We start from the raw sequence: 13093 nt of genomic DNA on the forward strand, positions 1-13093 counted from the left end.
CTCAGAACAACGCCCGTGCGGCCGCCATCGTCCACGCGCCGAGCACGGGGATGAGGGAGGTAGCCGGCTGGCGACACGAACACGGCGGCGACAGCGATCAGGCCACCCTCGACCTTGCTCTCCATCGGCGCAAACGCGGGGGCCGGATCGTCGAAGTACATCGTCTTGACCACGCGCAGGTAATAATACGCGCCGATCACGGAGGCGGCGATGCCGACTACTGCCAGCGGGAACAGCCCGGCGTCGACCGCTGCGCTGAACACCGCGAACTTCGCGTAGAAGCCGAACAGCGGCGGGATGCCGGCGAGGCTGAACATGAAAATCGCAAGCGCCGCCGCCAAGGCAGGCCGCGTCCGTGACATGCCGGCGAGGCTGTCGATCGTCTCGACCGGCTGGCCGTCGTCACCGCGCATCTGCAACACCACCAGGAAAGACCCCAGCGTCATCGCGACGTAGATCGTCAGGTACATCAGCACGCCCGACACGCCTTCCGGCGTCCCGGCAGCAAGACCGATCAGCGCGAAGCCGACGTTGTTGATCGACGAGTAAGCGAGCAGCCGCTTGATGTTGGTCTGGCCGATCGCCGCGACCGCACCGAGGATGATCGAGGCGAGTGCCGCGAAGATCACGATCTGGCGCCACTGGTCGGTCGCCGGGCCCATCGCATCGACCGCCACGCGGACGCTGAGCGCTAGCGCCGCGACCTTCGGGGCGGATGCGAAGAACGCGGTGACCGGGGTCGGTGCGCCCCTCGTACACGTCGGGCGTCCACATATGGAACGGCACGGCGCTGATCTTGAAGGCGAGCCCTGCGAACACAAACACCAGACCGAACAGCAGGCCGAGCGACTTGGTGCCCGCATAGGCTTCCGAGATACCCGAGAACAACGTCGTGCCGCTGAACCCGTAAACCAGCGAGATGCCGTACAGCAGGATGCCGCTGGCGAGGGCGCCGAGCACGAAATACTTCAGGCCCGCTTCCGCCGAACGCCCGTCGCGCCGCATGAAGCTGGCGAGGACATAGGCTGCAAGGCTCTGGAGCTCGAGACCGACATACAGCGTCAGCATGTCGGTGGCCGAGACCATGATGCCCATGCCGCAGGCCGACAGCAGGATCAGCACCGGATATTCCGGACGCAGATCGTCGCCGTGCGTGCGGGCGAAGAAGCGCGGCGCCATCACGATCGCGACCGCCGAGGCGATGTAGATCAGCACCTTGGCGAACGCGCCGAACGCGTCTGCGCGGTACAGTCCATCGAACGCATAGCCGCCCGACGACGCCGGACCGACCAATGCGATCCCTGCCCCAACGAGGACGAACACGGCGGCAATCGAGACGGCACGCGTGGACTTGTCCCCGCCCCAGGCCGAGACGAGCATCAGGGCGATCGCACCCAACGCCAGCACCAGTTCGGGCAGCGTCATTGCGATGTTAGCGGCGTAATCCATCAGTGTGCCTCCCCGTGCGCGGCACTATGGACGGTTGCGGCGGGCTTCCCCGCAGTTGGGTTGGAATCGCTGGCCGGCTTGGCGCGGTCGACACGAGCGAGAAGCACGCCCACGTCCTTGCGCATCGGTGCCAGGAAGCTCTCGGGATACACGCCCATCCACAGCACGACGGCTGCGATCGGTGCGAGCAGCCACATCTCGCGGCCCGACAGGTCGACCATCGCACGGACGTCGTCCGACTTGATCTCGCCGAACACGACGCGACGGTACAGGAATAGCATGTAAGCGGCGCCGAGGATGATGCTCGTCGTGCAGAGCAGCGCAGTCCAGGTCGAGACCTGATACGTGCCCATCAGCGACAGGAACTCGGCGACGAAGCCGCTGGTGCCTGGCAGGCCGATCGACGCCATCGTGAAGAACAGGAAGAAGATCGCATACTTCGGCATGTTGATCGCGAGGCCGCCATAGCGCGAGATCTCGCGGGTATGGAGCTGGTCGTAGATCACACCGACGCACAAGAACAACGCACCCGATACCAGGCCGTGGCTCAGCATCATGATCATCGCGCCTTCGATGCCCTGCCGGTTGAAGGCAAAGAGCCCGATCGTGACGATCGCCATGTGCGCGACCGACGAATAGGCGATCAGCTTCTTCATGTCCGACTGAACGAGCGCGACAAGCGACGTGTAGATCACCGCGACCGCCGACAGGCCGAAGATCAGCCAGGTCAGCTGGCCCGAGGCTTCGGGGAACATCGGCAGCAGGAAGCGCAGGAAGCCGTATCCGCCAAGCTTCAGCAGCACGCCCGCCAGGATGACCGAGCCTGCGGTCGGCGCCTGGACGTGCGCGTCGGGCAACCAGGTGTGGACCGGCCACATCGGCATCTTGACTGCGAACGACGCGAAGAACGCCAGCCACAGCCACGTCTGGACGTGCGCGGGGAAGTCGTAGTTCATCAGCGCCGGGATGCTGGTCGTGCCCGCAGTCTTCGCCATGTACAGCATCGCGATGAACATCAGGACCGAGCCGAGCAGCGTGTACAGGAAGAACTTGTACGACGCGTAGATCCGGTTCGCACCGCCCCAGATGCCGATGATCAGGTACATCGGGATCAGGCCGGCTTCGAAGAACACGTAGAACAGGAACAGGTCCTGCGCCGCGAACGTGCCGATCATCAGCACTTCGGTGAACAGGAACGCCGCCATGTATTCCGGCACGCGGGTCGTGATCGAGCGCCAGCTGGCACCGATGCAGATCGGCATCAGGAACACGCTGAGCATGATCAGCATCAGCGCGAAGCCGTCGATGCCGAGAGACCAGCCGAACGGGCCGAAAATGCCGGGGGGCATGCTCGACGAACTGCCACTGCGCGCCGCCGATATCGTAGTTCATCCACAGCATGATGCCGAGAACGAAGTCGATCAGCGTTGCCGCCAGCGCCAGCATCCGCGCCGTGTTCGCCGAGACGAACAGGCACACGACAGCCGCGATCATCGGGACCGCGATCAGGACGGAAAGGATAGGAAAGCCGGTCATTACAGTCCGATCGCCCAGGTTACGGCTGCGGTCAGCCCGATCAGCATGACGAAGGCATAGGTGTAGAGGTATCCCGTCTGGAAGCGGTTGGCCACGCGGCTACCGATCTGGACGACCCAGGTCGCGCCGTCGGGCCCGAACCGGTTGATCGTCTTCTCGTCACCGCGATGCCACAGGAAGCGGCCGATCGCGAACGCCGGGCGAACAAAGATCAGGTCGTACAGCTCGTCAAAATACCACTTATGCAGCAGAAAGTCGTAGAGCACGCCGAATTGTTCGACGACCTTGGCCGGGAACGTGGGTGCCTTGATATAGGCGTACCAGGCGGTCAGCAGGCCGAGCAGCATCGCGATCGTCGCCGACAGTTTGATCAGCAACGGGACGCCGTGCATCTCGTGCATCAGATGTTCGCGGAACGCGAGTGCGCCCTTCCAGAACTCCTCGCCTGCGGTCGGTTCGATGAAGAAGCCGTGGAACACGAAGCCGGCGAGAACAGCACCGATCGACAGGACGATCAGCGGGATCAGCATCGGCAGCGGGCTCTCGTGCGGGTGATACCCACCATCGCCTTCGGCCGGCGCATGCGCTGCGTCGTGATGATCGTGCGGCGCGTGGCCTGCGTCCTCGGCCTGAGCCGGGTTCGCATGATGATCGTCGACACGATGCGCATCACCGTGGTCATGGCCATGCGCGTCATGGAGCGCATGCTGGATGTGCTCCGATGCGGCCCAGCGCGGCTTGCCCCAGAAGGTCAGGAACATCACGCGCCACGAATAGAAGCTGGTCAGCAACGCGACGAGCACGCCGACGAACCACACGCCCGGCTGGCCCGCAGCCCAGCTCGCCTCGATGATCGCATCCTTCGAATGGAAGCCTGCAAACCCGATCGCCGTGTTGCCGAAGATACCGGGGATACCGACGCCGGTGATCGCGAGCGTACCCGCCATCATCGCCCAGAACGTCACCGGGATCTTCTTACGCAGGCCGCCATAGTACCGCATGTCCTGCTCGTGGTGCATCGCATGGATGACCGAGCCGGCGCCAAGGAACAGCAGCGCCTTGAAGAACGCGTGCGTGAAGAGGTGGAACATCGCCGCGCCGTACGCGCCGACACCGGCCGCGAAGAACATGTAGCCGAGCTGCGAACAGGTCGAATACGCGATCACGCGCTTGATGTCGGTCTGCACGAGGCCGCAGGTGGCGGCGAACAGGCAGGTCGCGGCACCGACCGAGGTGACGACGGTCAGCGCGACCGGGCTCATCTCGAACATCGGCGACAGGCGGCAGACCATGAACACGCCGGCGGTGACCATCGTCGCCGCGTGGATCAGCGCCGACACCGGGGTCGGGCCTTCCATCGCGTCGGGCAACCAGGTGTGCAGGCCGAGCTGTGCCGACTTGCCCATCGCACCGACGAACAGCAGCAGGCAGAGCACGGTCATCGTGTCGAAACGGTAGCCGAGGAAGCCAAGCGTCGAGCCCGCCATGCCGGGGGCCGCGGCGAGGATCTCGGGGATCGAGACCGTGCCGAACACCAGGAAGGTGCCGAAGATTCCGAGCATGAACCCAAGATCGCCGACGCGGTTGACGACGAACGCCTTGATCGCGGCTGCACTTGCCGACGGCTTGCGGAACCAGAACCCGATCAGGAGGTAGGACGCGAGGCCCACGCCTTCCCAGCCGAAGAACATCTGGACGAGATTGTTCGCGGTCACGAGCATCAGCATCGCGAAGGTGAACAGCGACAGATACGCGAAGAACCGCGGCTGGTCGGGATCCTCGTCCATATAGCCCCAGCTATACAGGTGCACGAGCGCCGATACCGACGTCACGACCACGAGCATCACCGCGGTCAGCGCATCGACGCGCAACGACCACGCGACGTTCATGTCGCCCGAGTGGATGAAGTCGAGCAGCGGCGCGACGGTGGCCGTGCTGGTGCCCGAAAGGAAGCCGATGAAAATCGGCCAGGACAACAGGCACGATGCGAACAGCGCAGCCGTGGTGACGAGTTTCGCCGGCACGTTGCCGATCGCGCGATTGCCGAACCCGGCAACGATCGCGGCCAGTAACGGCAGGAAGACGATAAGCTGGATCAACCGTATTACCCCTTCATCCGGTTGACGTCGTCGACCGCGATGGTGCCGCGACCGCGGAAATAGATCACGAGAATGGCGAGGCCGATCGCGGCTTCACCCGCGGCGACCGTCAGCACGAACATCGCGAACACCTGTCCGACGAGATCGTGGAGGAACGCCGAGAACGCGACGAGATTGATGTTCACCGCCAGCAGGATCAGCTCGATCGCCATTAGGATGACGATGAGGTTCTTGCGGTTCAGGAAGATGCCGAGCACCCCCATCGTGAACAGGATCGCCGCGACGACCAGATAATGGACGAGACCGATCGTCACAGTTCGACTCCCTGCCCGACGACCGGGCTCGTGTTGCGCGTGGCGTCCTGCGGACGGCGCGCGTTCTGGCGGCTGATGTTCTGCGCCTTGACGCCGCCACGCTGGCGATGGGTCAGCACGATCGCCCCGATCATCGCGACCAGCAGCACCAGGCCGGCACCTTCGAACACGAACAGATAGCGCGTGTAGAGCAGGTTACCGATCGCCTGGATGTTGGGCACGGTATCGTCGATCGGCGCGGCACGACGTGCGAGCTGGATCGGACCCGTGCTCCAGGCGCCGATCGCGATCATCACCTCGGCGGCGAGTGCGACGGCGAGCGCGAGGCCAATCCCGAAATACCGGGCGACGCCTGCACGCAGTTCGGTGAAGTCGATATCGAGCATCATGACCACGAACAGGAACAGCACCGCGACCGCACCGACATAGACGATGACGAGCAGCATCGCGATGAACTCGGCACCGACAAGGATCATGAGGCCGGCCGCGTTGAAGAACGCGAGGATCAGCCACATCACCGAATGGACCGGGTTACGCGACGCGATCGTCAGCGCGCCCGACAGGACGACGACAAAGGCGAAGAGGTAAAAAGCCAAGGCCTGGATCACGCGATCACCCTCCCCGTCGCCCCAGCGAACGCTGGGGTCTTCACGTTGGTGGGTGCGCCCGTGCGGCGCGAGATCCCAGCCTGCGCTGGGACGACGGAGTTAATCTGTGTCATCGCGGCGCTCGCTTAACGGTACGGCGCATCGGCGGCAAGGTTCGCCGCGATCGCGCTTTCCCATCGGTCGCCATTATCGAGCAGCTTCGACTTGTCGTAGATCAGCTCTTCGCGCGTCTCGGTCGAAAATTCGTAGTTCGGACCCTCGACGATCGCATCGACCGGGCACGCCTCGGCACACAGGCCGCAGTAAATGCACTTGGTCATGTCGATGTCGTAGCGCGTCGTACGGCGCGAACCGTCGTCACGCGGCTCGGCTTCGATCGTGATCGCCTGCGCAGGACACACCGCCTCGCACAGCTTGCACGCGATGCAGCGCTCTTCGCCGTTCGGATAGCGACGCAACGCATGCTCGCCACGGAACCGCGGCGACACCGGGTTACGCTCGTACGGATAATTGATCGTCGCCTTTTCCTTGAAGAAATAGCGAAGCGTCAACGCGTGCGCCTTCACGAATTCCCACAGGGTAAACGACTTGATGATCTGAGCGACGCTCATGAACCCACTCCAACGCGCGTCAGCATGAGATAGCCCGACACGAGGAAAACCCAGAACAGCGAGACGGGAAGGAAGACCTTCCAGCCGAGCCGCATCAGCTGATCGTAGCGATAACGCGGCACAGTCGCCTTCACCCAGCTGAACAGGAAAAAGAAGAACAGGATCTTGGCGAACAGCCAGATGATCCCCGGCACGTAGTACAGCGGCGCCCAGTCGACCGGGGGCAGCCACCCGCCCCAGAACAGCGTCGCGTTGAGCGCGCACATCAGCAGCACGTTGGCGTACTCGCCGAGCCAGAACAGCGCGAACGACATCGACGAATATTCGGTCTGGTACCCGGCGACGAGCTCGCTCTCCGCCTCGGTCAGATCGAACGGTGCGCGCTGCGTCTCGGCCAGCGACGAGATGAAGAACATCACCGCCATCGGGAACATCAGCGGGTTCAGGATGTACCCGTTGAAGAACCAGACGTGCGACTTCTGCGCCATCACGATCGCCGACAGGTTGAAGCTGCCGGTCCACAGCACGACCGAAATCAGGATGAAGCCGATCGCGACCTCATACGACACCATCTGCGCGGCTGCACGAAGCGCCGAATAGAACGGGTATTTCGAGTTCGACGCCCAACCCGACAGGATGATCCCGTAGACGCCGAGCGACGAGGCCGCGAGCACGTAGAGCAGCCCGACGTTGATGTCCGCAAGCACGACGCCGACCCCGAACGGCACCACCGCCCAGACGATCAGCGCGACCGTGAAGGTGATGATCGGTGCCAGCAGGAACAGCGTCCGGTTGGCGGCTGCGGGGACGATCGTCTCCTGCAGGAACACCTTCAGGCCGTCGGCAAAGCTCTGCAACAGACCAAACGGACCGACGACGTTGGGACCGCGACGCAGCGCCATCGCCGCCCAGATCTTGCGGTCGGCATAGATGATCATCGCCACCGCCAGCATCAGCGGCAGTGCGATCACGAGGATGTCGATGATCGTCGCGAGGAAGAACGCCCAGTCGTAACCGAGCGAGGATTCGAACCAAGAGATCATTCGGCTGCCTCCGCGTAGTCTTCCCCGTGGAGAAGTTCGGCCGAGCAGCGCTGCATCGTCGGCGACGCACGGCAGATTGCGTTGGTCAGGTAGAAGTCCTTGATCGGATAGCCGGCAAGGACGCCCTCAGCTGCACCGTTGAGCGAAGGCGGGTTCCACTCGAACGGCGCGAGCGCCTGATGACGCAGTGCAGGGACGTCCGCGTACATTTCCTCGCGCAGCCCCTCGAAGCTGTCGAACGGCAGCGTGTGGCCGAGCGTATCGGACAGCGCGCGGAAGATCGACCAGTCGTCACGCGCGTCGCCCGGTGCGAAAACCGCGCGCTCGCCGCGCTGTACGCGGCCCTCGAGATTGACCCACGTGCCCGACTTCTCGGCATAGGTGACACCCGGCAGGATGACGTCGGCAGCCGCCGCACCCTTGTCGCCGTGATGGCCCACGAACACCTTGAAGCCAGCGAACTTCGAATAGTCGACCTCGTCCGCGCCGAGGAAGAAGCCGAGCTTCGCCCCCCATCACGTCGGCGATTCCGCCCTTCTGCGCATAACCGAGCATGAGCCCGCCCATCCGCGAAGCCGCCATGTGGACGACGTTGAAGCCGTTCCAGTCCGCCTTCACGAGACCAAGCGTATCGACCAGCTTCAGCGCAGCCGCATGGCCACCCTTCAGCGCGCCGCCACCGACGATAACCATCGGACGCTCGGCCTTGCCGAACGCCTCGGTTACCGCCTCGGGCAGATTGCCGAGCAACGCCAGATCGTCGCCGAGCCACTCGACCTTGTACGTCAGGTCCGTCTCCGGCCCGATCGCGAAGACCTTCGCGCCCTTCTTGATCGCTTTCCGCACCCGCGTGTTCACCAGCGGCGCTTCCCAGCGCAGGTTGGTACCCACCAGCAGGATCGCATCGGCGCGCTCGGTGCCGGCGATCGTCGTGTTGAAATTGACCGCGGCGATGCTCGTCGCGTCATAATCCATGCCGGTCTGACGGCCTTCGAGCAAGCTCGAACCCATCTTCGCGAGCAGCGCCTTGGCCGCGTACATCGTCTCGCAATCGACCAGATCGCCAGCGACAGCCGCAACGCTCGACCCGGCGTTGACCGCCTTGATCGCCGCGAAAGCCTCGTCCCAGGTAGCGGGCTGGAGCTTGCCGTTCACGCGGACATAAGGCTTGTCGAGACGGCGACGCACGAGGCCGTCGATCGCGTGGCGCGTCTTGTCGGTCGCCCATTCCTCGTTCACGTCCTCGTTGATCCGCGGTACACAACGCAGCACCTGACGACCACGGCTGTCGAGCCGGATGTTGGTGCCGACCGCGTCCATCACGTCGATAGTGAGCGTCTTGCGCAATTCCCAAGGACGCGCCTCGAACGCATACGGCTTCGACGTCAGCGCGCCGACCGGGCACAGATCGACGACGTTGCCGGAGAGCTCGCTCTTGACCGCATTCTCCAGATACGAAGTGATCTGCATGTCCTCGCCGCGGAAGATCGCACCGATCTCCTCGACGCCGGACACTTCCTCGGCGAACCGGATGCAGCGCGTGCACTGGATGCAGCGGGTCATGACCGTCTTGACGATCGGACCCATATACTTCTCGGTGACCGCTCGCTTGTTCTCGTCATAGCGCGAATGACCGCGACCGTACGCGACCGACTGGTCCTGAAGATCGCACTCGCCGCCCTGATCGCAGATCGGGCAATCGAGCGGGTGGTTGATCAGCAGGAATTCCATGATGCCCTCGCGGGCATTCTTCACCATCGGCGAGTTGGTGAAGATCTCCTGCTTGTCCGCCGCCGGCAGCGCGCACGACGCCTGTGGCTTGGGCGGACCAGGCTTCACCTCGACCAGGCACATCCGGCAATTGCCGGCGATGCTCAGCCGCTCATGATAACAGAAACGCGGGATCTCCTTGCCGGCAAGCTCGCACGCCTGCAGCACGGTGGCGCCCTGGGGCACCTCGATCTCTACGCCATCGACTTTGACTAAGGGCATTACTCTGCGGCTTCCATCATCGGCGCGGTGTCGCCACCGCGCTCACGGATACGGCGCTCCATCTCGGGGCGGAAATGCTTGATCAGGCCCTGGATCGGCCATGCGGCTGCGTCGCCGAGCGCGCAGATCGAGTGACCCTCGACCTGCTTGGTGACCTGCTGGAGCATGTCGATCTCGGACAGCTCGGCGTCGCCGGTGCGCATCCGCTCCATCACGCGCCACATCCAGCCGGTGCCCTCGCGGCACGGCGTGCACTGGCCACAGCTCTCATGCTTGTAGAAGTACGAGATGCGGCTGATCGCGCGGACGATGTCGGTCGACTTGTCCATGACGATGATCGCCGCGGTGCCGAGGCCCGAGCCGACCGCCTTCAGGCCATCGAAGTCCATCGCGCAGTCCATGATCTGCGCGGCAGGCACGAGCGGCACCGAAGAGCCACCGGGGATCACCGCGAGCAGATTATCCCAGCCGCCACGGATACCGCCGCAATGCGTCTCGATCAGGTCGCGGAACGAGATGCTCATCTCCTCCTCGACCACGCACGGCTTGTTCACATGGCCGCTGATCTGGAACAGCTTCGTGCCGCGGTTGTTCTCCGCGCCGAAGCTGGAGAACCACGCCGCGCCACGCCGCAGGATCGTCGGCGCAACCGCGATCGATTCGACGTTGTTGACCGTCGTCGGGCAGCCATAAAGACCGGCCCCTGCCGGGAAAGGTGGCTTCAGCCGCGGCTGGCCCTTCTTGCCCTCGAGGCTCTCCAACATCGCGGTCTCTTCGCCGCAGATGTACGCGCCGGCACCACGATGCACGAACACGTCGAAGTCGTAGCCCGACCCGCACGCATTCTTGCCGATGAAGCCGCGGTCATATGCCTCTGTGACGGCTGCGAACAGCGTCTCGGCCTCGCGGATATATTCGCCGCGGATGTAGATGTACGCCGCACGTGCACGCATCGCGAACCCGGCGATCAGCGCGCCTTCGATCAGCTTGTGCGGATCGTGGCGGATGATCTCGCGATCCTTGCAGCTGCCGGGCTCCGGATTCATCGGCGTTGATGACGAGGGAAATTCGGCCGATCGGGCTTCGGCTCCTTCGGCATGAACGACCATTTGGTGCCGGTCGGGAAGCCCGCACCGCCACGGCCACGCAGACCAGACGCCTTCATCACGTCGATGATCGCGTCCTGGCCGAGCGCCATCAAGTCCTTGGTATTGTCCCAATCGCCGCGCATGATCGCCGCGTCGATGGCCCACGGCTGGAAGCCGTAGACGTTAGTGAAGATGCGGTCCTTGTCGGCGAGCATCAGGCCCACTCCCCCGGTAATCGTGGTTCGCGTCGACCATCGCCTTCAGCGAGGTCGGGCCGCCTTCGGGGCAGCTTGCGCGACGACCGAATTGCGGACCCGGCGTCGGGTGCCCGCCATTGGCCAGCGCCTCCAGTATCTCGGTCGTCTTGTCGTAATCGAGGTCTTCGAAGTTATCGTCGTTGATCTGCACCATCGGCGCGTTCGCGCACGTGCCCAAGCACTCGACCTCGGTCAGCGTGAACATGCCGTCCGGTGTCGTGCCGCCCTTGACCAGCCCGCGGTTCTTGCACGCGGCCAGAACGTCGTCCGACCCACGCAGCATGCACGGCGTGGTGCCGCAGACCTGGACATGGAAGCGACCGACCGGCGCCAGATTGAACATCGTGTAGAAGGTCACGACCTCATACACACGCATGTACGGCACGCTGATCTGACGCGCGACGAACTCGATCACCGGCACCGGCAACCAGCCCTGCGTCTGCGTTTCCGCACCGACCTGGCGCTGAGCCAGATCGAGCAACGGGATCGAAGCAGACTGCTCGCGCCCCCTTGGGATAGCGTCCGAGGATCTCGTTCGCTTTCACCTGGTTCTCGTCCGTCCACGCGAACGAACCCCAGCGTGCGCGAGTCTCGGCCTCGTCGGGAATTTTGGGTGCTTCAGCCATCAGCCGTGATCCGTAAGTTCTAGGCGGCGTTCGATCCGCTCGACACGATCGGACATCCGATCGAGCCGCGAATTGACGCCGGAAATCGCGATGATCGAACTGCCGAGATGCTCCTCGACCATCGTCATCCGCGTCTTCAGATCGCGGACGTCGAATTTCATCTCGGACATATCGCCCTGCATCTTCTGCAGAACCGAATAGATCAGCTCGTTGGTGACTGCGCCGTTCTGTGCGGGGGTCATCGGTCGCACTCGCCGAACACGATATCCATCGCGCCGAGGATCGCGGTCGTATCCGCCAGCATGTGGCCCTTCGCCATGAAGTCCATCGCTTGCAGATGCGAGAACGCGGTGGGGCGGATCTTGCAGCGGTACGGCTTGTTGGAGCCATCGGCGACCAGATACACGCCGAACTCGCCCTTGGGGCTTTCGGTCGCCACATAGACGTCGCCGGCAGGCACGTGGAAGCCCTCGGTGTAAAGCTTGAAGTGATGGATCAGCGCTTCCATCGATTGCTTCATCTCACCGCGCTTGGGCGGCACGACCTTGCGATCGAGCGACGCGATCGGGCCCTCGGGCATGTCGCGCAGGCACTGCTTCATAATCCGCGCCGACTGACGCACTTCCTCGACGCGCACCATGAACCGGTCATAGCAATCGCCGCGCGTGCCGACCGGCACCTCGAAGTCCATCTTGGCATAGGCGTCATAGGGCTGCGACTTGCGCAGATCCCAGGCGATGCCCGAACCGCGGATCATCGGACCGGAGAAGCCCCACTTGATCGCGTCGTCGCGGCTGACCACGGCGATGTCGACGTTGCGCTGCTTGAAGATGCGGTTATCCGCGACGAGCGAGATTGCATCCTCGAACAGCCGCGGCAGGCGCGTGTCGAGCCAGTCGCCGATGTCGGCGAGCAGCTTGAGCGGTGCATCCTGATGCACGCCACCTGGACGAAAATAGTTCGAATGCATGCGCGCGCCCGAGACACGCTCGAAAAAGTTCATGCAGTCTTCGCGGATTTCGAACAGCCACAGGTTCGGCGTCATCGCGCCGACGTCCATGACGTGCGAACCCAGATTAAGCATGTGGTTCGAGATGCGCGTCAGCTCGGCGAAGAACACCCGCAGATACTGCGCGCGCTCGGGCACTTCGAGGTCGAGAAGCTTCTCGACCGCCAGCACCCAGCTGTGCTCCATGCACAGGGGCGAGCAGTAATCGAGACGATCGAAATACGGCAGCGCCTGCGTGTAGGTCTTGTACTCGATCAGCTTCTCGGTGCCGCGGTGGAGCAGGCCGACATGCGGATCGACGCGTTCGACGATCTCGCCGTCGAGTTCCATGACGAGGCGCAACACGCCGTGCGCGGCCGGATGCTGCGGACCGAAGTTGATCGTGTAGTTCTGGATCGTGACGTCGCCGGTCGTGGGATCGGCTGCGTCCGCTTCGCCCAGAAGCTCTTCGACATACAGAC

General features: G+C 63.7%; 7 protein-coding genes and 5 pseudogenes. All 12 read right to left on the bottom strand.

Annotated features, from left to right (window positions below; all coding sequences use genetic code 11):
• Position 1: 1 nt before the first annotated feature.
• A pseudogene (nuoN, locus tag NHF48_RS06140) lies at positions 2–1449 on the bottom strand (NADH-quinone oxidoreductase subunit NuoN).
• A pseudogene (locus NHF48_RS06145) lies at positions 1449–2985 on the bottom strand (NADH-quinone oxidoreductase subunit M). Before NHF48_RS06145 ends, nuoN begins: the two co-directional pseudogenes overlap by 1 nt.
• A complete protein-coding gene (nuoL, locus tag NHF48_RS06150) occupies positions 2985–5084 on the bottom strand; it encodes an NADH-quinone oxidoreductase subunit L (protein WP_253070586.1) in 2100 nt (699 codons plus the stop codon). Before nuoL ends, NHF48_RS06145 begins: the two are co-directional and overlap by 1 nt.
• 5 nt (positions 5085–5089) lie before the next feature.
• Positions 5090–5398, bottom strand: coding sequence for an NADH-quinone oxidoreductase subunit NuoK (gene nuoK / locus NHF48_RS06155; protein ID WP_082441002.1), 309 nt, complete (start codon positions 5396–5398; stop codon positions 5090–5092).
• Positions 5395–6006: an NADH-quinone oxidoreductase subunit J gene (locus NHF48_RS06160; RefSeq protein ID WP_056048540.1), complete on the bottom strand. Its 612-nt coding sequence runs from the start codon at positions 6004–6006 to the stop codon at positions 5395–5397. The genes nuoK and NHF48_RS06160 overlap by 4 nt, the downstream gene beginning before the upstream one ends.
• Before the next feature lie 125 nt (positions 6007–6131).
• Positions 6132–6617, bottom strand: coding sequence for an NADH-quinone oxidoreductase subunit NuoI (nuoI, locus tag NHF48_RS06165; protein WP_031393837.1), 486 nt, complete (start codon positions 6615–6617; stop codon positions 6132–6134).
• Positions 6614–7660, bottom strand: a complete 1047-nt coding sequence (nuoH, locus tag NHF48_RS06170) for an NADH-quinone oxidoreductase subunit NuoH (RefSeq protein WP_056058320.1) — start codon at positions 7658–7660, stop codon at positions 6614–6616. Before nuoH ends, nuoI begins: the two co-directional genes overlap by 4 nt.
• Positions 7657–9652: pseudogene (gene nuoG, locus NHF48_RS06175) on the bottom strand (NADH-quinone oxidoreductase subunit NuoG). The gene nuoH and the pseudogene nuoG overlap by 4 nt, the downstream one beginning before the upstream one ends.
• Positions 9652–10955: pseudogene (nuoF, locus tag NHF48_RS06180) on the bottom strand (NADH-quinone oxidoreductase subunit NuoF). The pseudogenes nuoG and nuoF overlap by 1 nt, the downstream one beginning before the upstream one ends.
• Positions 10924–11623, bottom strand: a pseudogene (locus NHF48_RS06185) (complex I 24 kDa subunit family protein). The pseudogenes nuoF and NHF48_RS06185 overlap by 32 nt, the downstream one beginning before the upstream one ends.
• Entirely contained in the window at positions 11623–11865 is a 243-nt protein-coding gene (locus tag NHF48_RS06190) for a hypothetical protein (RefSeq protein ID WP_056482261.1), read from the bottom strand. Before NHF48_RS06190 ends, NHF48_RS06185 begins: the two are co-directional and overlap by 1 nt.
• A complete protein-coding gene (locus NHF48_RS06195; protein ID WP_274705252.1) occupies positions 11862–13073 on the bottom strand; it encodes an NADH-quinone oxidoreductase subunit D in 1212 nt (403 codons plus the stop codon). The genes NHF48_RS06190 and NHF48_RS06195 overlap by 4 nt, the downstream gene beginning before the upstream one ends.
• Positions 13074–13093: the final 20 nt, after the last annotated feature.

The sequence above is a fragment of the Sphingomonas sp. H160509 genome, assembly GCF_024124765.2.
Taxonomy (GTDB): domain Bacteria; phylum Pseudomonadota; class Alphaproteobacteria; order Sphingomonadales; family Sphingomonadaceae; genus Sphingomonas.